The sequence below is a fragment of the Streptomyces sp. NPDC042002 genome, from assembly GCF_055588305.1.
In genome coordinates, this window is record NZ_JBVJCT010000004.1 from 38,817 (window position 1) to 61,630 (window position 22,814).

Consider the following 22,814-nt stretch of genomic DNA (forward strand, 5'->3'; position numbering starts at 1 on the left):
TTCCGTACTGGCGGCCGTGCTGTCGGCCGGGCCGGTGATTCAGGTTATTCCGTATTGCGGAAGTTCTTTTCTGCTTAATGGAAGATTGCCGTCGTGTGTCGGAGCTTGTCAAGGGGTGCCGACGGAAATCCGCGGCCGTGACCCGTGCCGTACGGCGTGCTCGCGGCCGCTCGGGCCGCGAGGGGCTGCCGGGATGTCCGCGGCGCGCAGTAGGTTGAGCCCGTGCGATTGAGAGTGGAGTTCACGACCGAGCCCTTCGATCTCGACGAGGCCCCCCGGCACGCCCTGGTCGCCCGCGAGGTGATCGAGGCGGCCGAACTGGACGCCGTGGACGTGGGCCCGTTCGGCAACACCGCGGAAGGCGGCGCGGACACCGTGCTCGCCGCGGTCGACGCGCTGCTGCGCAAGGTCCTGGAGGCGGGCGCCACCCGGGTCTCGCTCCAGGTGAACGTCGTGGGCGCGGCCGGGGAGGGCGATAAGTGACCGGAATCGGGGACGACCCCTTCGTCGCGGCGGTCAAGCCCCTGGTCGACGCCATGGGGGGCGAGATGCTGCCGCCCGAGCTGGCCGGCGTCGATGACGTGGTGCTGTCCTGGGAGGGCGCGGACGTCGTCGCCGTACGACTGCCCCAGCTCGCCGACTCGCTGGACCACATCCTCGCCGCCCTGGAGCGCAAGCGGGGCAAGCCGCTCGCGGAGCTCGACCGCAGGGCCAAGCAGGAGATCGTGCGCATACTGGAAGCGCGCGGAGCCTTCTCCGTGCGGCACGGTGTGGAGACCGTGGCGAGCGCGCTCGGCGTGAGCCGGTTCACCGTCTACAACTACCTGAATCGCGAAAAGGACGCCTGACCGGCGAAGGCGCGCCTCAGGACGGCAGGGGTCCGCCCGCCGTCACCCGCCGCCGTCCGGAACGACCGGGCGGCGGTTTTTGGCGGCGGGATTTTTGTAACCCGAAGTTTTCAACAAAGTGTTGACGTGGTGATTCCGGGGGCGTTAGCTGTCCGCAGCCCGTCCAGCACAAGGCCACGGAGGCTTCCCGTGACGTCGAGTACGACATCTGGCGGCCTCGCCCGCTTCAACGACCTTCAGGAACGCGCGGCCTTCGCCGTCCTCCACGAGGCGTGCGCCTCCCGCGCGTGGGCCGAGCGGCTGATCGCCGCCCGCCCCTACGCGACCGCCGACGGCCTGTACGCCGCGAGTGACGCCGCCACGGCCGAACTGACGACCGCGGACCTGGCGGAGGCGATGGCCGGGCACCCGCCCATCGGGCGGCCGGAACCCGGCGACCCGACCTCCTCCCGCGAGCAGCGCGGCATGGCCGGCGCCTCCGCCGCGCTCAAGGAGGAGATGCTCGAACTGAACCTGGCCTACCAGGAGAAGTTCGGCCATGTGTTCCTCATCTGCGCCACCGGCCGGACCGGCGAGCAGATGCGCGACGCGGTCAGGGAGCGGATCGGCAACCCGGCCGAGCGGGAGCGCGAGATCGTCCGCGTCGAACTGGGGAAGATCAACCGCATCCGGCTCGGCAATCTCGTAGAGGAAGCGTCGGGCGGTCTCGTACGAGAAGAGCCCGGCGGTCTCGTACAGAAGGGGACCGGTGGTCCCGTACCCGAAGAACCCGGCGGTCCCGTACAGGAAGAAGAGGCATGAGCACCGACACCACGGCCTCCGTGTCCACCCACATCCTGGACACCAGCGTGGGCCGCCCCGCCGAGGGCGTCGCCGTCCAGCTCGCCGTCCGCGCGGGGCGCGAGGGCGACTGGCGGGCGCTCGGCGGTTCCGCGACCGACGCGGACGGCCGGTGCAAGGACCTTCCGGCCCTGCCGGAGGGCACGACCCACGTACGGCTCGACTTCGCGGTCGAGGAGTACTTCGAGTCGAATTCAGCGACACAGCAAGCCGATGCGCAGCAGGACGCCCCCGCGAATCGGGACAGCGAGACGTTCTTCCCCGAGGTGACGATCACCTTCGCCGTCAGGCCGGGCGAGCACTACCACGTACCGCTGCTGCTCAACCCGTTCGGCTACTCCGTTTACCGAGGGAGCTAGCAGACATGACCGACCCATCCCCCCGCGGCACTGACCCTTCCGGCAGCGGCCGTCCTGTGCTCCTGGGCCAGAACCAGTACGGCAAGGCCGAGAACCGCGTCGTCAAGATCACCCGCGACGGCGGCACCCATCACATCAAGGACCTGAACGTGTCCGTCGCGCTGGGCGGCGACATGCGGGAGGTCCACCTGTCGGGCTCCAACGCGAACGTCCTGCCGACGGACACCACCAAGAACACGGTGTACGCGTTCGCCAAGGAGTACGGCATCGAGTCCGCCGAGCGGTTCGGTATCCAACTGGCCCGGCACTTCGTGACCAGCCAGGAGCCGATCAAGCGGGCGCGCATCCGTATCGAGGAGTACGCCTGGGAGCGTATCGAGGCCTCGGACGCGGGCTCCCGGGCCGTCGGCGCGGAAGAGGCCAAGCACTCCTTCGTGCGCAAGGGTCAGGAGACGCGCGTCACCCAGATCACCTACGACGGTGAGACCTGGGAGGTCGTCTCGGGCCTGAAGGACCTCGTCGTGATGAACTCGACGAACTCCGAGTTCTGGGGCTACGCCAAGGACAAGTACACGACGCTCCAGGAGGCGTACGACCGGATCCTGGCCACCCAGGTCTCCAGCCGCTGGCGCTTCAACTGGACCGGCGACGAGCAGAAGATGCCCGACTGGGACAAGTCCTACGACCAGGTCAGGAAGCACATGCTCCAGGCCTTCGCGGAGACCTACTCCCTCTCGCTCCAGCAGACCCTGTACCAGATGGGCGCGCGGATCATCGACCACCGCGGCGAGATCGACGAGGTCCGCTTCTCGCTCCCGAACAAGCACCACTTCCTGGTGGACCTGACGCCGTTCGGCCTGGAGAACGATACCGCCGACGGAGCTGTGTACTTCGCGGCCGACCGCCCGTACGGGCTCATCGAGGGCACCGTCCTGCGCGACGGCTGCGAGCCGCGCATCCCGGTGGACCTCACCAACCTGTAGGACCGCACCCGGCGGTCCTACCCGGACCGCCCCGCGGTACTGCCGCTGTACCCCCGACGCGGGCGCCGGCGTCACGTCCCAGGGGAGAGCGGGGGCATCTGCGCAACCACAGCACCACGGACCCGGTCGTCACCCCGCTCGGCCCCCGGATCCGTCCGCCAATGGGAAGAACGAGGAACCGCAGTGGCAGTCCAGCGCATCGTCATCGAGAACTGCGCCATCGCGACCGTGGACGCGGGCGACACCGAGTACGCCTCGGGCCACATCGTCGTCGCCGACAACAGGATCGAGTCGGTGGGCGCCGGCAAGGCCCCAGGGAACCTGGAGAACGTGGTCCGCCGCGTCGACGGCACCGGGCATCTGGCCACGCCCGGACTGGTGAACACCCACCACCACTTCTACCAGTGGATCACCCGCGGCCTCGCCACGGACCACAACCTCTTCAACTGGCTCGTCGCGCTCTACCCGACCTGGGCGCGCATCGACGAGCCGATGGCCTACGCGGCCGCACAAGGCTCCCTCGCCATGATGGCCCGCGGCGGCGTCACCACCGCCATGGACCACCACTACGTCTTCCCCGAGGGTTCCGGAGACCTGTCCGGCGCCATCATCCGGGCCGCCCGTGAGACGGGTGTCCGCTTCACGCTCGCCCGCGGCTCCATGGACCGCAGCGAGAAGGACGGCGGACTGCCGCCGGACTTCGCCGTCGAGACCCTCGAAGGGGCACTCGCCGCCACCGAGGCGACCGTCGACGAGCACCACGACGCGTCCTTCGACAGCATGGTCCAGGTCGCCGTCGCACCCTGCTCGCCCTTCTCCGTCTCCACCGAACTCATGAAGCAGGGGGCCGAGTTGGCCCGCCGCAAGGGGGTACGGCTGCACACGCACGGCTCGGAGACCGTGGAGGAGGAGCAGTTCTGCAAGGAACTGTTCGGCATGGGCCCGACCGACTACTTCGAGTCGACCGGCTGGCTCGGCGAGGACGTGTGGATGGCGCACTGCGTCCACATGAACGACTCCGACATCGCCGCCTTCGCCCGTACGAAGACCGGTGTCGCGCACTGTCCCTCCTCCAACGCCCGGCTGGCCGCGGGTATCGCCCGGGTCCCCGACATGCTGGCGGCCGGCATCCCGGTCGGCCTCGGCGTCGACGGCACCGCGTCGAACGAGTCGGGCGAACTCCACACCGAGCTGCGCAACGCCCTGCTCATCAACCGGCTCGGCGCCCACCGCGAGGCCGCCCTGAACGCCCGTCAGGCGCTGCGCCTCGGCACCTACGGCGGGGCCCAAGTCCTCGGCCGCGCGAGCCAGATCGGCTCCCTGGAGGCGGGCAAGCTCGCCGACCTCGTGCTGTGGAAGCTGGACACGCTGGCACACGCCTCGATCGCCGACCCGGTGACGGCGCTGGTCTTCGGCGCCGCCGCCCCGGTCACCCTCTCGCTCGTGAACGGCAGGCCGGTCGTCGAGGACGGCCACCTGCTGCACGTCGACGAGGACGCCATCGCCCGCTCCACGCGGGACGAGGCACAGCGCCTGGCGCGGATCGCCGCGCAGGCCTGAGCACCACGGAACTCCGGCCGAGGGGGACGGCCCTCGGCCGGTGGCCGTGGACCCGAGCGGGGTCCACGGCGGCCGCAGCCGGGGCGTGCATGGACGTGCGCGCCTGGGACGGTCGCACGGAGGGCGCGGCACGAGGAACGTGCCGCGCCCTCCGCCCTGTTGGGCCCGTCAGCCGATGTGGTAGCTGTCGCCGTAGACCTTCCAGTCCAGCGGTGTGTTGAGGTTCAGGTTGCGGTTGCGTACGAAGACCCGCTGCTCGGTGTCGACCCGGGTGGTGTCGGAGTGGGCCTCCTCCTGCTTCATGGCCCACACCCGGGCGTCGAGGAAGGCGTTCAGATACGTCACCTCGTCGCCGCCCTGGGCCGGCGGTTTGGCCTTCGCCAGCGCGCGCCGCCGGATGTTGCTGAAGCTGGTGCTGTCGTCCCCGTCGCCGTGCATCACGATGGCGTCGTAGTACGTGAACTGGCCGAGGACACCGATGCCGTCGGTCTTGCCCTGCGCCACGGCGGGGTTGAAGTAGACGCGGTCGCGCTCGTCGTTCTGGGCCTGCTGGAACGCCGAGTCCTGGGCGGCCTTGCGCCAGTCGGCCGGGAATCCTGGGTCCAGGCCCTGGTGGGAGTCGCCGCCGTTCACCTGGCGCAGCGCCGGCAGGTACTTGGCCAGGACGTTGCCGGGCTTGCGCTGGGTGTACAGCTCGACGAGGTCGAGCATGTCACCGGTGCCCGAACAGAAGCCGATGATCCCGGCGGTGTAGCCGCGCCCGTCGCCGATGTCCTCGATGTACTTGTACTGCGCCTTCCAGTCCAGCGAGGAGTTCTCCGCGCTGGAGACCAGCTTCATGGCGATCTCCTTCTTCGCCGGGTCGTCCAGGCCGACCGCGGCGGCCGTCGCGGACTGGGTGGCGATCAGGGGGCCCGCCACCAACGATGCTCCGATCAGGGTGAGCAGAGTGCGACGCGAAGTGCCTATGTGGGGGGTGTGCACGGTACCTCCGATGGGGGAGTGGTGTTGCCGCGTACTGTTAGGAAAGTTTCCTACCAGAGATTGAGGGCGGCGTATACCCGTCAGGGGAGGGGGAGTTGAGGGTTCGGGGTCGGCTGTCGAGCCGCGCGGGCCGCCGCGCGGGACTACTGAGTGGCAGGCGTGGCCCGCCGCTCCGGACGCTCGTCGGTGGGGGCCGCCGCCCGGGCCTGCGTGCTTTCGTCCGTGGGGGCCGGCGTGCGCGCCTTTGCCCCCTGGTCCGCAGTCGCCCTCGTGCGCGCTTCCGGCCTGTTCTCCGGTTCAGGTGCCGCCTCCGGCGAGGGAGTTGACGGGCTCCGGCGGGGGCGCGGCAGGGTGGCGGCCAGGATGAAGGCGGTGGCCGCGATGAGCGTGGCCACCGTGAACGCCAGCCGGTAGCCGTCCGCCGTCGCCGCGACGAGGTGCTCGCCCGCGCCGGTCAGCCGCTCGGTGCGGCTCGCCGCCAGGGTCGTCAGCACGGCAAGACCCAGTGAACCGCCCACCACCTGCGTGGTGTTGAAGAGCCCGGAGGCCAGGCCGGCGTCCTCCGCGCGGGCGCCCGACATGGCGAGCCCGGTCACCGCGGGCATCGCGGCCGCGAATCCCGCCGCGAGCAGGAGCAGCGGGGGCAGCACGTCGGTGACGTACGACCCTTCGACCGGGGCCCGGCCGAGCAGGGCCAGGCCCGCCGTGATCAGGGCGAGTCCGGCGAGCAGGACGCGGTACGGGCCGAAGCGGGTGATCGTGCGGGCCGACAGGCTCAGCATCAGCACGCCGATGGTGACCGGCGCGGGCAGGAACGCCGTGCCGGTGAGCAACTCGCTGTAGCCGAGGACGCGTTGCAGGTAGAGCGCGCCGAGGTACTGGAAGCCGTACATCCCGGCGATCATGAGGATCTGCACACCGTTCGCGCTCGTCAGGGTCCGGGAGCGGAACAGTCGCAGCCGCAGCAGGGGACGGGCGGCCCGCGCCTGGCGCACGGTGAACCCGGCGAAGAGGGCGAGCGCGAGCAGGCCGAGAGCGAGTGTGCCGCCGAGGCCGCGCTCCCCGGCGCCGACGATCGCGTACACCGTCAGCATCAGGGCACTGGTGACCAGGGCCGCGCCGGGATAGTCGGCGCCGCCGCCGAGGCCGGCTCCCGTGTCCGGGGTGAGAATCCGCAGTGCGGCGACCAAGGCCAGCAGGCCGATCGGCAGGTTGATGAGAAAGATCCAGTGCCAGTCGAGGGCCTGCGTCAGCGCGCCGCCGAGGAAGGTGCCGAGGGCCCCGCCCGCGGCCCCCACCGCGCTGAACACCGCGATGGCGCGGCCCTGTTCGCGGGGCTCGGGAAAGAGCGCCACCAGCATGCCGAGGACCACCGCCGAGGTCATCGCCCCGCCGACACCCTGGAGGGCGCGGGCCGCGACCAGCATGCCCGGCCCGTCGGCGACCCCGCACAGCACGGACGCGGCGGTGAACACGGCGAGCCCGGCGGTGAACATCCGCTTGCGGCCCACCAGATCGCCGAGCCTGCCCGCGAGCAGCAGCAGCCCCCCGAACGGGATCAGATAGGCGTTCACGACCCAGGCGAGACCCGCGGCGGAGAAGCCGAGGTCGCTCTGGACGGCGGGCATGGCGACGGTGACGATGTTCCCGTCCAGGATCGTCATCAGCGTGCCCGCGCACAGGACGACGAGCGAGGCCCACCGGGAGTACGTTCGTGGTGTCGACGACCTCGGCTGTTCGGTCCGGGACGGCATGACGGTGACCTCCGTGTTCTCCATGGACCGCGTCGATTCGCACCGCGTCGAGATGCGCCGGGTCGGTTCCATGGACGTTCTCCCTTGGGGCACGACTTGTAACGGGGTACATCGTCAGTGACCATGGGAGACCGGCGTAAGGAGGCACCTCCATGTCCCAGGGGAACACCGGTGTTACCTCGCAGGCAGTGCTCGCGCAGGCGTGCCCGGTCCGCGAGGTTCTTGACAGGGTCGCCGGAAAATGGAGCGTGCTGATCATCGTGGCCGCCGCGCACGGCCCGATCCGTTTCACCGAACTGGAGCGCAGCGTCGAGGGGATCAGCCGCCGCATGCTGACCCTGACCCTGCGCAACCTGGAGCGCGACGGCCTCGTCACCCGCACCGTGTATCCGACCGTACCGCCGAAGGTCGAGTACGAACTCACGCCGGTGGCCCGTGAGTTGCACGTGACGCTGCTCTCCCTGACCGACTGGGCCGAGCGGCACCGTGTCACGATCGCCGAATCCCGCGCGGCCTACGACGCCGAGCACCGGCCGGAGTCGGTCGACGCGTAGACCGCCCGGCGGCGCGGCCCGCTGGGGTCAGGACTCGAAGTAGCTGGGGTCGGTGGCCAGGGACTTGAAGACATCCCGAGGGTCCGGCAGGAGCCTGCGCTGCGTGAGATCCATCAGACCGCAGACCGCCGTGATCTCGGCGGACACCGTGCCGTCAGCCTTCCGGATGGTCTGCTCCATGCGGAAGCTCTTGCCCTCACCCCAGATGAAGGCACACGTCACCTCGACCTCGTCGCCGGCGAGCAGCTCGCGCCGGTAGCGGATCGTCGTCTCCAGCACGACCGGGCCCACGCGCCGGTCGCCCAGCTCCGCCTGGCTGATCCCCGCCGCGTGCAGCAGGGACCAGCGGCCGTGCTCGGCGTACTGCAGATACACGCTCTGGTTGAGATGCCCCTGCACATCGGTCTCGTATCCGCGAACGGTCACGGGGACGAAAAACGGCTCTGCCACGACTTTCCCTTCGACGACTGCGACTGCTTCCACGACTGCGACTGCCTACCCGGCCACGGCTGCCTCCACGACTCTGGAACTGCCTGCCTGGCTGCCCGACCGCGACTGCCGGGCTCCCTTGGGGTACTGCCGCCGCACGCGCCTCACGTCCGCCGGGGTGAGGCCAGCGCGTACCGGACGCCCGTGCGCGGTTCCGTGTGTTCGCCGACCTGCCAGCCCGCCTTCTCCAGGGTGGCCGCGCAGGCTCGCAGCGCCTCCGGGTCCGGCTCGTAGACGGCGACGGCCTCCGGCTGCGGTGTCGCCCGTATCCGGTAGCCGCCGCCCTCGGCTCCGGCGGGCCGGTGCCCCGCCGCCTCGAGCGCGAGCGCGGCGGCCCGCACCAGATGCGTACGCTCCCAGGCGCACGGAAGGTCGGTGGCGCCGTCCGGACGGGTCATCCGGCGCAGCTCCAGGAGCCCCTGCCAGGCGCTGTGCACCTCCCGCAGCCGCGCGGGGCCCGGCTCGGGCCCCTCCTCGCCGCCGATCCGCGCGGCGAACACCCCGGACGCCGCCCCGGCGGACACCTCGGCGGCGCCGGCCGGCTCCGGAGTCTCGGGAGTCGCGGGTATCCCGGGCGAATCGCGCAGCCGATGCCCGGCCGGTGTCAGGAAGTGGTCGCGCGGCGGGCGCGGATGGCGGAACGCGAGTCCCCGCTTCACCAGGGCGGCGAGCTGGGCCTCGGTGCCCTTCAGCCGCCCGGTCAGGGGGTCGGCGGCATCGATGAGGCGCCGCTGCGCGGCGGTCGGCGGTCGTGTCACGGCGCGCTCCCTCCACCACCGGGTGGTGCCACGGCGCTCCTGCCCGGCCGCGGCTCAGTGTTCCTCCGGACCCTCTCCCGCCGGGGAGAGCGGTCCATGGGAACAGTACGCGTCGGGTCTGACATTCCAGCCGGCCACCACATGCCGCCGGTGCTCCGTGCTCAGCCGGCTCATCGTCCCGGTGGCGAGCTGGAAGAGGGCGCCGGACCGGGCGTTCAGCCCGAGCCGCCGCGCGGTCAGCACCCGCAGGAAGTGCCCGTGCGAGACGACGACCACGCTGCCCTCCGACTCGGCGAGCGCCGCGTCGATCCTGGCCAGCATCCGTTCGGCGCGCGCCCCGACCTCGTCCGGGGTCTCCCCGGGGTGCTCGGGCGGCCCGGCCGTGACGCCGTCCGTGAACAGGAACCAGTCGGGCCGCTCCCGGTGGATCTCGACGGTCGTGACCCCCTCGTACCCGCCGTAGTCCCACTCGCGGAGGTCGGCGTCGACGCGTGTGCCGACGATCCCGGCCAGCTCGGCCGTCTCCCGCGCCCGGCGCATCGGGCTGACGAACGCCGCCGCGATGTGGTGCCGGGCGATCAGCGGACCGAGCCGCCGCGCCTGCTCGCGGCCGTTGTCGGTCAGCGGGACATCCGTCGACCCCGTGTGCCGCCCGGACAACGACCATTCGGTCTCACCGTGCCGTACGAGGAGCAGGTCACCCATCGCCGCGCCCTTCCGTCCCTGCGTCAGCTGCTGTCCCTCGTACGGTGACACCGGCCGGGCCCGGCCGCAGCACCGGCTCCTCCGACCGGCCCCACCCCGGCCACTCCCTCCGCCCGGTTCCCTACTGCCGGTACCCGCTCAGGAACCGCCCGATCCGGCTGATCGCCGCGTCCAGGTCGTCGGCGTACGGGAGGGTGAGAATGCGGAAGTGGTCGGGGCGCGGCCAGTTGAATCCGGTGCCCTGGACGACCTGGATCTTCTCGCGCAGCAGCAGGTCGAGGACGAACTTCTCGTCGTCGTGGATCGGGTGCACGGCGGGGTCGATGCGCGGGAACGCGTACAGCGCGCCCTTGGGTTTCACGCACGAGACGCCGGGGATCTCGTTGAGCTTCTCCCAGGCGCGGTCGCGCTGCTCGCGGAGGCGCCCGCCGGGTCCGGTCAGCTCGTGGATCGACTGGCGGCCGCCGAGCGCGGCCTGGATGGCGTACTGCGCGGGAGCGTTGGGGCACAGCCGCATGGAGGCCAGCATCGTCAGCCCCTCCAGATAGCTGCGCGCGTGCTGCTTGGGGCCCGTGACGACCAGCCAGCCGGAACGGAAGCCGGCGACGCGGTACGTCTTGGACAGACCGCAGAAGGTGAGGACCACCAGGTCGGGCGCGAGGGCGGCGGCCGAGTGGTGCACGGCGTCGTCGTACAGGATCTGGTCGTAGATCTCGTCGGCGAACACCATCAGGCCGTGCCGGCGGGCGAGATCGAGGATGCCCTCGATGATCTCCTTCGGATAGACCGCGCCCGTCGGGTTGTTGGGGTTGATGATGACGACCGCGCGGGTCCGGTCGGTGATCTTCGCCGCCATGTCGTCCAGGTCCGGGTACCACTCGGACTGTTCGTCGCAGAGGTAGTGCACCGCCTTGCCGCCGGCGAGCGTGGTGACCGCCGTCCAGAGCGGGAAGTCCGGTGCGGGGATGAGGACTTCGTCGCCGTCCTCGACCAGGGCCTGTACGGCCATGGAGACCAGCTCCGAGACGCCGTTGCCGAGGAAGACGTCGTCAACGCCGACCTCCAGGCCCCGGTCCTGGTAGCGCTGGGCGACGGCCCGGCGGGCGGACAGGACACCGCGCGAGTCCGTGTAGCCGTGCGCCCGGGGCAGCATCCGGATCATGTCCTGGAGGATCTCCTCCGGCGCCTCGAATCCGAAGAGGGCGGGGTTGCCGGTGTTCAGGCGCAGCACGCTGTGGCCCGCCGCCTCCAGTGCGTCGGCGTGCTCGATCACCGGGCCGCGGATCTCGTAACAGACCTCGCTGAGTTTGCTCGACTGCCGGAACTCCATGCGCTGCGCCCTCCGGTTGTGGTGTTGCTTGGTTTTACCAAGTGAGAGCTTGGAAAGTCCAACAAGATAGCTAGACTGCGTCGCATGTCACCGCGCCGAAGCTACGACCAGTACTGTTCCGCCGCCCGTGCCCTCGACGCGGTCGGGGACCGGTGGACCCTCCTGATCGTCCGCGAACTGCTCGGCGGACCGCGCCGCTACACCGATCTGCACGCCGATCTGCCGGGCGTCAGCACCGACGTCCTCGCCTCCCGGCTCAAGGACATGGAGCGCGACGGCCTGACCACGCGGCGGCGCCTGCCGCCTCCGGGCGCGGCCTACGTCTACGAACTCACCGCACGCGGGCGGGAGTTGCTGTCCGTCCTCCAGGCGCTCGGGGAGTGGGGCGCGCCCGCGCTGGGCGAGCGGCGGCCCACCGACGCCGTACGGGCGCACTGGTTCGCGCTGCCGCTGCTGCGGGGGCTGGGCGTCGCCGGGGCGGGGGAGGGGCTGGTCGAAGTCCACCTGGACGAGGGCCGGTTCCATGTCTGGCTGGGCGCCGGGGAAGAGCCGCTCTACGGGGACGGGCCCGCTCCGCGGGAGCCGGACGCCCGGCTGACGCTGGACACGCGGACGTGCGAGGCCGTGAACCGGGGGACCTCGACCCTGCTCGACGCGCTGCGCGAACGGAGCGTCGACGTGACGGGCGACGGACCCCTCGCCAAGGCACTCCGCGAGGCGTGACGCCGCGGACGCCCTCCTGCCGCACGTCTTGAGGTCTTACGGACCGAGGCCCGCCCCGCTCCCTGGCGGGGAGCGGGGCGGGCCTCGGCGAGCCGTACGGGTCAGGCGCCCGGCGGAATCCGGGAAGGGCGTCCGCGGCCCCGCGTCAGCGCGTATCCGCCGATGCCCGCGAGGGCCGCGAGGACGCCGCCGATCGCCGTCCACACCCAGCGGTCGGACCACCAGCCGGACCCGTCGGGCCGGAGCGAGGACAGCACCGCCGTCCTGGAGCCGGAACCGTCGCCGGAGGTGTCGTCGGACTGCGCCGACGTCACGGCGATACCCGGGACCAGCGGCTTGGCGAGCGAGCCGTCGACCGCCGCCGAACCGCCGATGTCCTTGGAGTCCACCCGGAGTTCCGTGCTCATCGGCAGGCCCAGATCGGCCGCCCCGAGACCGGTGGCGGTGAGCCGGATGTAATAGGTGCCCGGCAGCGGGTCGTTGGCCCAGGTCTCCGACCAGGCGCGGACGGTGCGCAGGGTGCAGGACAGCTCCACGGTGGACGCGTCCGTCGCCGCCGTCCGGGTCTGCGACCCGTACTGGCAGGCCTGGCGGCGCCGCAGACCGTCGTACACGTCGATCTGCCAGGTCTCGGCGGAGGAGCGCTTGGACGCCTCGGGCAGCTTCACCGTCGCCTTCACGGTGGGCCGCTGCCCGGCGTCCGCCGGGAACTGCCAGTAGAGGTAGTCACCCGCGGAGGCGCCGGCGGTGGCCTGCACCCCCTGCTCGACCTCGGTCGCCGTACGGAACGACGTCCCGGCCTCGGTGGGCGCGGCGTCGTCACCCGACGCGCTCGGGGACGGTGAGGCGTCGGCGAAGGCCGGGGCAGCGGCCGCGCCGAGCAGCGCGGGCGCCGCGGCGACCCCCGCGAGAAGGGCGGCGGTGCTCAGCACACGTCGGATACGCATCAGTTGGTCCTCCAGACCGAGAACCGCCAGCGAGAGATCCAGCCCCACAGCACACCCGCGAGGAAGCCGGTGAGCACCAGGGCGCCCAGCAGCCACCAGCCGCGCCCGAGGCCGAACGAGGCCACGTCGGCCGCCTGGTCGGGGCCGCCGACGACATCGACGGTCAGTTCCAGCGGCAGTCCGGGCGTGGTCTTCACACCCGGCGCGGCCGAGAAGGAGTTGGACACCTGCAGACACACGACCTCGGCGGGCGCGTTCTCGTCGTCGCTCTCGGCCTTCGGGTAGCGCAGACCGGTCGAGACGACGTCGGTACGGCCGTTCCCGGCGGCCTCGCCGCGCACGATCTCCCGGCCGTGCACGGTGACGGCACGCAGCAGCACCCCGTAGTCCGGGTTGACCTGACGGTCGGCCGCGATGCTCACCGAGGCGCGCAGCTCCTTGCCGGGCGCGACCTCCACGCGGTACCAGCGGTGCTGGGCGAACTCCTCGCGGTCGGTGTAGATGCCCGACTTGACGACGGGAGCGCCGGTGCACGAGTCGGTACCCTGCACGGCCACCGGCTTCACCACCGGGTCGGCGGCGCGGTCCACCAACTGGTTGACCCGGCCGCTGAGTTGCTCCTTGTGCTCCACCGAGGTGTACGTGCCACCGGTGGCCTCGGCGATGCAGCTCAGCTGCTTGCTCACCTTGACGTCGGGGACAAGACCCAGGGTGTCGATGGTCAGGTTGATGCCCTTGGCCGCGATCTCGCGGGCCACCTCGCACGGGTCGAGCGGCTGGCAGGTGTCCTCGCCGTCGCTGATCAGCACGATGCGACGGGTGCCCTCACCGCCGTCGAGGTCGTCGGCCGCCTTGAGCAGGGCGGGGCCTATCGGGGTCCAGCCGGTCGGGTTGAGGGTCGCGACGGCGGTCTTGGCCTCGGTGCGGTCCAGGGTCCCCACCGGGTACAGCTGGGCCGTGTCCTTGCAGCCCGTCTTGCGGTCGTTCCCCGGGTAGTTGGCGCCGAGGGTGCGGATGCCGAGCTGGACCTCCTGCGGGGTCGCGTCGAGCACTTCGTTGAACGCCTGCTTCGCCGCGGACATCCGCGACTCGCCGTCGATGTCCCGGGCACGCATCGAACCGCTGACGTCCAGCAGGAGTTCGACCTTGGGAGCGGCAGCCGTGGTTTCGTCGGCGACCGCTCCGGCCGGGAAGGCGATCCCGGCGGCCAGGGCGGCGAGCAGGGCGCAGACGCCCGCCGCCAGCCGTTGTCTTGTGATCATCGGCGGATCCTATTGATCAAAGGTGCCGCGCGTAAAAACGAGAGGTGTCCCGCGTCACGACGAGCCGGGTCCAGCGAGCGGCTGAGGGAGCCGTGTCCACAGGTCACCGGGGGTCTCGGGGGACAGCCGCATCAATGTCAGCGCTTTGGTGGGGAGCGGCTCGCCGAGGAGCGCGGGGAGGTCCGCGGTGCGCGGGAGATCCGGCGCGACCGTCTCAAGGGCCTCGCGGAGCGCGGCCGTCGAGCCCGCCGTCGCGCCGAGCGCGCCGCCGACGAGGGATCCGAAGAGCTTGCGGCGCAGGGCGGTCTCGTCGTCGGTCACGATGCGTCCGGACAGCCGCGGGACCGGGATGCCGTGACGGGCCAGCCGGGCCGGGCTCACCCGGATGTCGGCCAGGTCGCGGTAGACGAGCCGGACCGGGGAACCCGCGCGGTCCAGGACCACGAGCAGATTCTGGCCGTGCGCCTCCAGGGCCACCCCGAGCTCCAGCAGCCGCAGCCCCACGGTGAGGACGAGTCGGGTGAACTCGGCCAGCCAGGAGGCCTTTTCGGGCAGCGAGGTCAGCGGAAGGGCGGCCACCGGGACACACCGCTCGCCCGTACCGGCGTACCCGTCCGGCGACTCCCGCACCACCGCCGCGAGATCTGGGAATCCGGCGGTGGCCGCGCCGAGGGTGCGGGTGATGTGCAGCGGCGCGTCCAGGCGTTCCGTCATCTCCTCCATGAACGCCGAGACCGTGCCCGCCGTCTGAACCGAGTACACCGAGATGTCCCGCACCGACGAGGTCAGCCGGGCGCTCAACGCCGTCTTCACGTGCGGCCCGTCCGGCACCGCGAGGGTGCGCAGGGACATCAACGGGCGGGCGGCGAAGCCCTCCTGGACCGGTGCGTCCAGGACGTGAGCGCTCTGCCAGGGATGCACCGGGATCAGCACCCGCTCCCCGTCCCGCAGCCACTTCGGCCACGCGCCCGTGACGAGAGCGTCGTCCACCGCCACCAGACCCAGGTCCACCGACGTCCGGTGCTCCGGCCCGTACGCGAGCTGCTCGGCCACCGAGAACCCGGGCCGCGCACGGCAGTTGGGGTGATACGGATGCCCGTCGACGATCCGCTGCTCCCACGCCCAGCTCTCCTCGGACGCTCCAGGGGCGTCGTCGGGGGCCCGGTCCGCCCGCGACAGCGCCAAGGAGGCCACACCGCCGCCGAGTTCGGCCGAGAAGGCACCGCCGTGCGGCACGCCGAGGGCGTCCACGAGCAGCTCCGGACGGTCGTACGCCCGCTCGCCGAGCCGCACTTCGGTGACGTACGCGGAGGTGGCGTACGGGTCGGGGCGCGGTCCGCGCAGCCGGCGGCCGTCGGTGAGGTGGACCGTGAGGCCGTCGTGGTCCGCGTCCCGGCGGGCGATCCACGGCAGCGGCTCGTACGCCAGCGCGCGCCACAGCCGGGTCAGCACGGCCGCCCGGGCGCCGGGCAGCGCCTCCGCGTACGGAGCCGACAGTTCGGGGCGTACGAGGCTCAGTTCCTCGGCGAACGCGGCCTCGGTGTCGGGCGTGGAGGAACGGTGCACAGGCGGGCTCCTTGGGTACGACACTGCGACATGATCGTCCGCCGCGGCAGACATACTGATCACCAGTGCACCGTACGGACCGAACGAACCGGGTGGATCGCGTGGACTTCAAGCCGACCGTGTTCACCCAGCTCACCACGGGTGACATGGACCAGGCCGCCGACGCGTACGCCGCCGCGCCGTTGCTCAATTGTCTCCTTCGCGAACTGGCGGAACCCACCGGGGAACCGGGCGTCCACCGGCTGCGCGCGAGCGGCCGGCCGCTGCGCGTGCGGGGGACGCGGCGCCCCTTCGGGCCCGAGGTGTACGCCGACGGGGCCTGGCACCGGCTCACGCACCCGGAACTGGTCGCACTCGCCGCCGAGGAACTGCGCCGGTTCACCGGCGTGGCCAACACCGGGCTGCCCGCGGAGATGACCGACAGCCGGGACGTGGTCGCGGCCCTCCTCCGGGCCCGCGCCCGCACGACGCCGCCCGAGGACCCGTACCTGCGCTCCGAACAGTCCCTGATCATGGGGCACCCGTACCACCCGGCGCCCAAGACCCGCGGCGGCGGCCCGGTCACCGACTGGCTGCCCTACGCCCCCGAGGCGTACACCGGCTTCCCGCTGGAACTGCTCGCCGTGCGCGAGGACGCGGTCGTCGAGGAGGGCGACACGACGGCGCTCGACGCGCTGGGCCAGGCCCCGCCGGGCTACCGGCTGCTGCCCGCCCACCCCTGGCAGCTCCACCTGACCGGCGACCGCCCGGCGATCCGGGCCGCCTTCGCGGACGGCCGGCTCGTACGCCTCGGACCCACCGCCCGCCCGCTCCGGCCGACCGCCGCCGTCCGCACGCTCTACGCTCCCGAGGACGACCTGTTCGTCAAGTTCAGCCTCGATGTCCGCATCACCAACGACATCCGCCGGCTGTGGAAGCACGACCTGCTCACGATGCGCGCCACCGACGCGGCGACCGCCGCCGCCTTCGCCGCGCGGCCGGGGCCCGCCGCCTGGCTGAGCGACCGCGGCTACCGCACCGCCGACTTCGCCTTCGAGGAACTCGCCGTCCTGGTCCGCGACGGGCTGCGCGACCACCTCGTCCCCGGCGCGACCCCGCTGCTCGCCGCCGCCCTCGTGGAGGGCTTCGACGGCAGCCCGCTCGACAGGCTCACCGACCCCGCCGCCTGGTGGGCCGCGTACCTCCGCCAGGTGGTGCCCCCGGTGCTGGAGGCGTTCACCCGCCACGGAGTCGTCGTCGAGGCCCATCTGCAGAACACGCTGGTGGCCGTGGACGGTGCCGGCACGCCCGTCCAGGCCCTGTTCCGGGACGCGGAAGGCGTGAAACTGCTGCCGGGGGTGACCCGTGCGGCCGGCTGGGAACGGCTCGTCTACTGCCTGATCGTCAACCACCTCACCGAGCTGGCCGCCCTCCTCGCCGAACGGTTCCCCGGCACGGACCCCTGGCCCGCGGTACGAGACGAACTCCACCGCTACGGCACGGACCACGACCTTCCCGAGATCGCCGCGCTGCTCTCCTCGCCCACTCTCCCGGGCAAGACCAATCTCCTGCTCCGCTGGACGAACGCGGACGGCGCCGACGCCCGCTATGTACCGCTGCCGAACCCACTGGCCGGATTCTGAGGCCGGGACCACGGCCGGACCGCGCTCCCGGGTGGGCCCGCGGAGCGGATGGCTGTCGCGGCGACGAACCAGTGCGGCAGGATGAGGACATGACGAATCGCGGTGTGCGTTGGCTGGCGGAGTCCGAGTGGCACTACAGCGTTACTTTCGCCCGCGGTATCACACCGGAGGAACTGGCTGTCCGGCTCGGCGCCTTGCCGGGAGGAACGAAACCGCCGGCGACTGCCCAGGAGGCCGTCGGGCTTCTCACCGACGCGGACATCGGCGTCGCCCGGGTCGGGGAATCGCAGGGGTGGGCGTTCGCCGCCGAATACGGCGAAGCCCCCGGCACCAGGCACGACGTCCTCAAAGACATTTCGCGCGAGGGCGCCGAGGCGGTGAATCTCGATCCCCAGGCATTTCACCCGCCTTCCATGTTCTCGTATGCCGCCGACGGTGAGTTGCTGTGCTCATTCGGCCTCGGTGAGGAACGCAGGCGCTGGGGAACCCAGCCGGACCTGCTCCAGGAGGATCTGGAAGCGGCGGGCATCATTCTTCCGACAGGCGATTACCTTCGGGTGAGCAGCGCGCGGCACTCCCTGCGGGTCGCGATGTCGCTGGGAGTGATCGAGAAACACTTCGGAATCTCACTGCCACGCGATCTGCTGGAGGACGGCAGGCTGCCGCTGGTGGCGGTGAGCGGAAATCCGTCCCTCGACTCGCTGAGCCGTAACGCGTGAGCACATCGACGAAGGGGGTGGCGTCCGGGCGGACGCCACCCCCTCACGGCATTCCGGCTACGGGTTGGTGCGCTTGAAGGTGCACGTGGTGTCCGCCGCGGTGCAATGGTCGAACCCCGGTGTGGCCAGCCAGAACGGGTCGTCTCCCAGCATCCGGTTGTACCAGACGAAGCCTCCGGTACGGCCGAACGGCGCCATGGCGCCGGTGTTCTGACCCAAGGGGATGCTGGCCCGGCCGCACTTCTCCGACCAGGTGGGCAGGGGATAGTCGTCGTTGAAGTACAGCGTCCAGATGGTGTCGTTCAGCGGCGCGGCGTAATACTGCGCACACTCGTCGCCGGAGGCGACTCCGTTGGCCGGCACACCCGCGCTCTCGTTCGTCGTGGCGAAGGCGAACTCGTCGCAGCTGGCGTTCGGCGTCTCGGCGCGTCCCTCGTAGCTGTCGGGGCAGACCACATCCCGGTTGTCCTGCTGCCCGTCTCTCAGGTAGGTCAGTGGCGAGTTGTGAGCCCTGCTCCCGAAATGGTGGCTGTTCTTCTCCTTCATGAGCCAGTAATAGGCACCGGCCGCCGGGTAGCGGTCCGTGTTGACCGTGTAGGTCGGGATGTAGCTGGAGAAGACACATCCGGCGTTGGCGGCCCCCTTGGTCATGTCATCGCAGCGGACGTCCAGATCCCCGAGCGTGTTGCCGAGGTCGGCCTCGTCCGACGCTTCCGGGACGGCGGAGATGCGCCCCGTGATGCCCCACCCGAGGGTGATCTCTTCCTTGCCGGTGCCGTTCCACAAGGTCTGGAACGACACGCTTCCGACGTGGCCGTCCTCCGGGCCGGCCCAGGTGAGGGGCCCGTCCGTGCGCTGCGGGGACTGCGTGCAGTCGGAACAGGTCGATCCCGCGTTCCATCCCAGCGTCACCGCGCCCAGAGTCGGATCGATCTCGGTGGGCACGAGGGTCAGCGTCTGGTCGAACTCCCCGAGGTTGTTGTAGAGCTTGATCTCCTGTTGCATCGCGAAGTGCGCGGTGCCGACCACCTTGTCGTTCACCAGGAAGGTCACGTCGAGTGGGGACATGGCCTTCAGGCAGGCGTCCGTACGGGTGTACCAGTCCTGGCCGGCCGTCCGGGAGTCGCACCAGGGGACGAGCGAGGTGGTGTCGGCTGCGGTCAGGGCTTTGTTCATCCTCTTGCCGAGACGGGATGTTCTCGACACCGCCTTGCCGACGTTGACACAGACCTTGCTGCCGCTCGTCCGTGACGACGAGCACGTCGTGTTGGCCCCGACGGCCGGCGCGCCCTTCATGGCGGCCGCCACAGACGTCAGCCCCCTGTTGCGGTGAGCCACCTCGACGTCGCCCTCCCAACTGGGCATGGGCGCGGTGTCGTCGGGGTTGGGAAAGATGATGCTCGGCATGTCGCTGTAGTCGCCGGGCACGAACGCGACGGAGTCGTAGGCCACGTCCTTGTCGGCGGCGCCGTCTGCCGTGGAGTTGGACAGCTGTACGCGCGGGGGCTGGTTCTTGAAGTTGTAGGCGCCGAGAGACACCCATTGGTTGGAATTGGCGCCCTGGTCGATGGTCCTGGTCACCGCGCCGAACGGGGTGATGACCTTGTAGGAGGCGTTGGAGACCTGCGCGCCCGTGTCGGGAACGTGTACGTAGACCTTGGCCTGGCCACCCGAGACGGCCGAGTTCAGCTTCCAGTCGCCGAGGATGGTCATGCGTCCCTCGTCGCCGCCGAGGTGGTCGGTGTCACGTGCGTGGGTGTACCAGAAGTGGCCGTCGTAGCCACCGCCGATCTGGTGCAGGTCGGCCTTCGCGTCGTACTGCCCGAGCCCCGGTCCGGTGGCGTTCGGGTCGGGGTGGAAGGTGAACTGGAACGAGCCGTCCGTCGCAGTCGTTCCGCAGTCGCTCCAGGTGTTGGTGCCCGAGGGCACGGACTCGACGACCGACGCGCCCGAGGGCGCTCCGGAGCAGACGGGGGTGCCGTTCTGGAGTCGGGTGCCGCGGCCGGGTTCGTTGATCAGGGTCTGGTATTTGATGTTCTCGAAGCCGCAGCTGGTGGCGCAGTCGGACTTCCAGACGGTGCTGGACTCGTGCCACCAGTACTGCTTGTAGCAGTCCGCGTCGGGGCAGTCGGGCGGGCTGGCGGTGTTGCAGTTGTTCTTGGTGTTGCAGAACGCGTCGAGCGGCGGCGCGATGTGGGCCCTGCGGTATTTCGCGCTGCTCGGGTCGATGAGGGACCCGTTGGTGCCGTTCCAGTAGGCGGGGCGGAAGCCGGCGGAGGAGAAGCCGGACTCGCCGGGCCAGTCCTGGCGGCCGGAGGTGGCGTAGGAGTGGCCGGTGTCGATGGACCAGGCGGCCCAGCCCATCACCTTCTCCTCGTAGGGCCAGTTCTGGGGGTGGGCGGCGTCCTTGGCGGCCAGTGGGTCGAGGTCGGTGTTCATGAAGGCCAGCCGGGACGCGGGATAGACCGGGTTGGCGGGGTTGTTGTACCAGCCGAGTCCCCAGTTGCCGTTGGTGCCCTCGTCCGCCTTCGTGTTGAACCCGAGGTTGTAGTTCCACACGGCGGTGAACCAGTTCTCGGGCTTGGCGGGGTCGTCGTTGTTCACGGCGATCGTCTGGCCGGCCTCGTGGACCTCGTTCCACTTGTCGGCGAGGATGTAGAGCGAGGCGGCGATGTTGGTGGTGTAGTCGATGGCGACCGCGCGCTGGGTGCTCACCGGGAGGGACGTCTCGTTCGGCTTCTCGTAGCCTGCTTTGCGCATGCCGTCGGTGACCTGTCCGACGCCGTAGCCGCAGTCGGACTTGTCCCAGCGGATGGTCCAGAAGTCGGAGAGGGAGCCGCCGCTCTGGTGGCCGTAGAAGCCGTCGACGGCCGCGAGCGGGCTGCCCATCTGGCCGGGTATGGCCCCGGATTCGGCCTGCCACAGGTTGGACTCCTGGGCGAGGATGCCCAGTTGGACCTGTGCGGGAATGCGTCCGCCACCGGTCAGGGAGGGCCTCGGGAACAGGCCCTGCGGGTCGATCGTGGAGATCCCGGTCTGCGAGCGCCAGCCGCCCTGGGTCAGGTAGCCGGAACGCAGGTTGCCCTGGATCGCCATGTCCACGGCCCACTCGACCTGGTTCGGGGTCGGCTGAAGGGCCTGGGTGTCGACGTCGTTACGGGCGACGGAACACCAACGGTCGGTGTCGACGGGGTCGTTGGCCCGGGAGTCGGCTGCCGTGGTCAGCAGGCTCGCCGTCGACATGGTCGACACCTGCGGTTTCGGGGAGCCAGTCAGTGCCGGAGACGGCCTGGCGCCCGCGGTGCTGCCGGGCTCGGCAACCTTTTGGCTGGTGCGCCTGCCCGTACCCGGCACCGTGCCGGTGATAGTCAGGGCGTGGCTGGTGTGGCCGGTCGTTGTTTCGGCCGCGGGTTCCTTGGCCTCGGTGCCGGTGAAGCCGCGCCCGGCGTCCTTGATGTTGTCGATGCCCGCCTGTACGGTCGGTGAGACGACCGGGTCGACCACCAGGCGTCCGCGGGTGGAGACCTCCGCGTCGGGTGACACGTCCAGCGCCTTGATACCACTGGCCGCCAGGCTCTTGCCGTGGCTGGCCTTTCCGGTCAGGTAGACCGTTCCGTCCGTGCCCTGGCGCAGGTTCATCGCGGTGAGCCCGCCGCTCGCGACCGTCGTCTTCCTGCCGTGCGCGTAGGTCTGCACATACGCGTCGGTGTCACCGGTCCGGTCGATGTAGCTGACCGTGCCGTCCCCGGTCAGACGGATGTCGTACGGAGCGTGCTTGGTGGCGGCGAGCTTGGCTGTCTTGCCGTTGTGATCGACGTGGACGAGCTGGTTTCCGGCGGCGGCGATCACACCGTCCTCGGTGGGGACAGCGGAGGTGATCTCGCCCTTGGCGGTTGTGTCCACGACCGTGGCACCCTTGGTGTTCACCGTGACCAGGCGCGTCCTGGTGTCGCGCAGCGCGGTGAAGACGGCCGTGTGCGTGGCCGGGCTGCACGTGGGGTCGAAGTAGGCGAGAGACGCGGTGAACGGCAGTTTGGTGACGCTGCCGTTGTCCAGGTTCACGATCGCGGTGAACGCGCCACCCATCATCAGGTCCGGCTTGTTGGTGAAGGTGCGCGGAGCGTAGACGACGGCCGCGTGATGGTCGTCCATGACGCACTGGTTGCCGATCCAGGTGTCGGCCGGAAGCTGCGGCTCACTCAGCACGGCCGCTGTCTTCCAGTCGTAGCCGCTGTCGCTGTCGGCGACCAAGAGGTGGAAACCGTCACTGTCGGCGGCAGAGTTCACCGCCCGGTCCCTGGAGGTCTTCCAACCCTTGCCCAGAATCTTGTCCCGGTCGGCACCGCGGATAGCCGACGACTTGGGCGTCTTCCGGGACGACCCTCCTTGTGCCTCTGTCTGCGCCTGAGCCGAGTTCTTCGGTGATTTCGACAGGCTTGCGTAGGCTTGAGTCGACAAAGGTAATGCCAAAGCCGTCGCCGAGACGAGTATCACCGGTATTCGCAGCCGTCTGAATGGCGTTCTCACTTATCTCCCATACGTCAGGTCGGTAGGCGCCTGTAGGGATACGGACGGATTTGAACCGCGACCGTGTCTCCGCGCCGGAATTGCCCGGTCCGGCTCGTTCGAATTCGGCGCCGTGATGGCGTGCGGCGCAGACCCTAACAAGGGTGGGAATGCGCCCGCGAAGTATTTTCCGGGGGCTGGCGTCGCGAACAGGAAATAGCCAAGATGCGACAAAATTCCTGACGAAATCCTCGGGCGTCCCCTATGGGATCAAAATCTCGTCACTCATAAGTGGGGCCAAGTGG

The 22,814-nt window shown here is 70.4% G+C and carries 19 protein-coding genes and 1 pseudogene; 10 read left to right on the forward strand and 10 right to left on the reverse strand.

The genetic code is table 11. The features are described 5' to 3' along the window. Positions 1–222 precede the first annotated feature (222 nt). The 6 genes and pseudogenes from ACZ6KY_RS07860 (at position 223) to ACZ6KY_RS07885 (ending at position 4,590) form a co-directional block, all read left to right on the forward strand. On the forward strand, positions 223–483 hold the full coding sequence (locus ACZ6KY_RS07860) for a thiamine-binding protein (protein ID WP_469309440.1): 261 nt from the start codon (positions 223–225) through the stop codon (positions 481–483). Beyond that, positions 480–848: a helix-turn-helix domain-containing protein gene (locus ACZ6KY_RS07865; protein WP_469309441.1), complete on the forward strand. Its 369-nt coding sequence runs from the start codon at positions 480–482 to the stop codon at positions 846–848. The genes ACZ6KY_RS07860 and ACZ6KY_RS07865 overlap by 4 nt, the downstream gene beginning before the upstream one ends. 189 nt (positions 849–1,037) lie before the next feature. Then, a pseudogene (uraD, locus tag ACZ6KY_RS07870) lies at positions 1,038–1,541 on the forward strand (2-oxo-4-hydroxy-4-carboxy-5-ureidoimidazoline decarboxylase); the annotation flags it as partial. A 104-nt stretch (positions 1,542–1,645) separates the two neighbouring features. After that, on the forward strand, positions 1,646–2,047 hold the full coding sequence (uraH, locus tag ACZ6KY_RS07875; protein ID WP_469309442.1) for a hydroxyisourate hydrolase: 402 nt from the start codon (positions 1,646–1,648) through the stop codon (positions 2,045–2,047). A 5-nt stretch (positions 2,048–2,052) separates the two neighbouring features. Beyond that, positions 2,053–3,030 (forward strand): factor-independent urate hydroxylase, encoded by a 978-nt coding sequence (pucL, locus tag ACZ6KY_RS07880; RefSeq protein ID WP_469309443.1) that lies wholly within the window; start codon positions 2,053–2,055, stop codon positions 3,028–3,030. Positions 3,031–3,213: 183 nt separating this feature from the next. Beyond that, on the forward strand, positions 3,214–4,590 hold the full coding sequence (locus ACZ6KY_RS07885) for an 8-oxoguanine deaminase (RefSeq protein ID WP_469309444.1): 1,377 nt from the start codon (positions 3,214–3,216) through the stop codon (positions 4,588–4,590). 168 nt (positions 4,591–4,758) lie between these two features. On the opposite strand, the gene ACZ6KY_RS07890 is transcribed toward ACZ6KY_RS07885, so the two are convergent. Both ACZ6KY_RS07890 and ACZ6KY_RS07895 read right to left on the reverse strand, forming a co-directional pair. Further along, positions 4,759–5,574, reverse strand: a complete 816-nt coding sequence (locus tag ACZ6KY_RS07890) for a chitosanase (RefSeq protein ID WP_469309445.1) — start codon at positions 5,572–5,574, stop codon at positions 4,759–4,761. Positions 5,575–5,717: 143 nt separating this feature from the next. Next, positions 5,718–7,328, reverse strand: a complete 1,611-nt coding sequence (locus tag ACZ6KY_RS07895; protein WP_469309798.1) for an MFS transporter — start codon at positions 7,326–7,328, stop codon at positions 5,718–5,720. Between the two features lie 152 nt (positions 7,329–7,480). Here ACZ6KY_RS07895 and ACZ6KY_RS07900 point away from each other — a divergent pair, with 152 nt between their 5' ends. Then, positions 7,481–7,882 (forward strand): winged helix-turn-helix transcriptional regulator, encoded by a 402-nt coding sequence (locus tag ACZ6KY_RS07900; protein WP_469309446.1) that lies wholly within the window; start codon positions 7,481–7,483, stop codon positions 7,880–7,882. 27 nt (positions 7,883–7,909) lie between these two features. Here ACZ6KY_RS07900 and ACZ6KY_RS07905 read toward each other — a convergent pair whose 3' ends face one another. The 4 genes from ACZ6KY_RS07905 to ACZ6KY_RS07920 form a co-directional block, all read right to left on the reverse strand. Next, entirely contained in the window at positions 7,910–8,332 is a 423-nt protein-coding gene (locus ACZ6KY_RS07905; RefSeq protein WP_469309447.1) for an acyl-CoA thioesterase, read from the reverse strand. 143 nt (positions 8,333–8,475) lie between these two features. Then, positions 8,476–9,129: a hypothetical protein gene (locus ACZ6KY_RS07910; RefSeq protein WP_469309448.1), complete on the reverse strand. Its 654-nt coding sequence runs from the start codon at positions 9,127–9,129 to the stop codon at positions 8,476–8,478. Between the two features lie 54 nt (positions 9,130–9,183). Continuing rightward, positions 9,184–9,834, reverse strand: a complete 651-nt coding sequence (locus tag ACZ6KY_RS07915) for a histidine phosphatase family protein (RefSeq protein WP_469309449.1) — start codon at positions 9,832–9,834, stop codon at positions 9,184–9,186. Positions 9,835–9,955: 121 nt separating this feature from the next. Beyond that, entirely contained in the window at positions 9,956–11,164 is a 1,209-nt protein-coding gene (locus ACZ6KY_RS07920; protein ID WP_469309450.1) for a pyridoxal phosphate-dependent aminotransferase, read from the reverse strand. A gap of 84 nt (positions 11,165–11,248) precedes the next feature. Here ACZ6KY_RS07920 and ACZ6KY_RS07925 point away from each other — a divergent pair, with 84 nt between their 5' ends. After that, the gene (locus ACZ6KY_RS07925) at positions 11,249–11,887 is read left to right on the forward strand and encodes a winged helix-turn-helix transcriptional regulator (protein ID WP_469309451.1); all 639 of its coding nucleotides are present in this window, start codon (positions 11,249–11,251) and stop codon (positions 11,885–11,887) included. A gap of 101 nt (positions 11,888–11,988) precedes the next feature. Here ACZ6KY_RS07925 and ACZ6KY_RS07930 read toward each other — a convergent pair whose 3' ends face one another. From ACZ6KY_RS07930 to ACZ6KY_RS07940, 3 genes are read right to left on the reverse strand one after another with little or no spacing between them, the layout of a single operon-like run. After that, on the reverse strand, positions 11,989–12,834 hold the full coding sequence (locus tag ACZ6KY_RS07930) for a hypothetical protein (protein WP_469309452.1): 846 nt from the start codon (positions 12,832–12,834) through the stop codon (positions 11,989–11,991). Then, positions 12,834–14,096 carry a VWA domain-containing protein gene (locus tag ACZ6KY_RS07935; RefSeq protein ID WP_469309453.1) on the reverse strand — a complete coding sequence of 421 codons (1,263 nt, stop codon included), beginning with the start codon at positions 14,094–14,096 and terminating at the stop codon, positions 12,834–12,836. Before ACZ6KY_RS07935 ends, ACZ6KY_RS07930 begins: the two co-directional genes overlap by 1 nt. 54 nt (positions 14,097–14,150) lie before the next feature. After that, positions 14,151–15,662 carry an IucA/IucC family protein gene (locus ACZ6KY_RS07940; RefSeq protein ID WP_469309454.1) on the reverse strand — a complete coding sequence of 504 codons (1,512 nt, stop codon included), beginning with the start codon at positions 15,660–15,662 and terminating at the stop codon, positions 14,151–14,153. 146 nt (positions 15,663–15,808) lie between these two features. On the opposite strand from ACZ6KY_RS07940, the gene ACZ6KY_RS07945 reads away from it, so the two are divergent. Continuing rightward, complete coding sequence (locus tag ACZ6KY_RS07945) at positions 15,809–17,284, forward strand: IucA/IucC family protein (RefSeq protein WP_469309799.1); 1,476 nt, start codon at positions 15,809–15,811, stop codon at positions 17,282–17,284. 89 nt (positions 17,285–17,373) lie between these two features. Beyond that, on the forward strand, positions 17,374–18,003 hold the full coding sequence (locus ACZ6KY_RS07950; protein WP_469309455.1) for a DUF6461 domain-containing protein: 630 nt from the start codon (positions 17,374–17,376) through the stop codon (positions 18,001–18,003). A 57-nt stretch (positions 18,004–18,060) separates the two neighbouring features. Here ACZ6KY_RS07950 and ACZ6KY_RS07955 read toward each other — a convergent pair whose 3' ends face one another. Then, complete coding sequence (locus ACZ6KY_RS07955; RefSeq protein ID WP_469309456.1) at positions 18,061–22,290, reverse strand: golvesin C-terminal-like domain-containing protein; 4,230 nt, start codon at positions 22,288–22,290, stop codon at positions 18,061–18,063. Positions 22,291–22,814: the final 524 nt, after the last annotated feature.

Coding starts and splice junctions, on each gene's coding strand:
- ACZ6KY_RS07925 (WP_469309451.1), top strand. CDS start 11,249: ATGTCACCGCGCCGAAGCTACGACCAGTACTGTTCCGCCGCCCGTGCC.
- pucL (WP_469309443.1), top strand. CDS start 2,053: ATGACCGACCCATCCCCCCGCGGCACTGACCCTTCCGGCAGCGGCCGT.
- ACZ6KY_RS07950 (WP_469309455.1), top strand. CDS start 17,374: ATGACGAATCGCGGTGTGCGTTGGCTGGCGGAGTCCGAGTGGCACTAC.
- ACZ6KY_RS07895 (WP_469309798.1), bottom strand. CDS start 7,328: ATGCCGTCCCGGACCGAACAGCCGAGGTCGTCGACACCACGAACGTAC.
- ACZ6KY_RS07915 (WP_469309449.1), bottom strand. CDS start 9,834: ATGGGTGACCTGCTCCTCGTACGGCACGGTGAGACCGAATGGTCGTTG.
- ACZ6KY_RS07920 (WP_469309450.1), bottom strand. CDS start 11,164: ATGGAGTTCCGGCAGTCGAGCAAACTCAGCGAGGTCTGTTACGAGATC.
- ACZ6KY_RS07900 (WP_469309446.1), top strand. CDS start 7,481: ATGTCCCAGGGGAACACCGGTGTTACCTCGCAGGCAGTGCTCGCGCAG.
- uraH (WP_469309442.1), top strand. CDS start 1,646: ATGAGCACCGACACCACGGCCTCCGTGTCCACCCACATCCTGGACACC.
- ACZ6KY_RS07935 (WP_469309453.1), bottom strand. CDS start 14,096: ATGATCACAAGACAACGGCTGGCGGCGGGCGTCTGCGCCCTGCTCGCC.
- ACZ6KY_RS07930 (WP_469309452.1), bottom strand. CDS start 12,834: ATGCGTATCCGACGTGTGCTGAGCACCGCCGCCCTTCTCGCGGGGGTC.
- ACZ6KY_RS07945 (WP_469309799.1), top strand. CDS start 15,809: ATGGACCAGGCCGCCGACGCGTACGCCGCCGCGCCGTTGCTCAATTGT.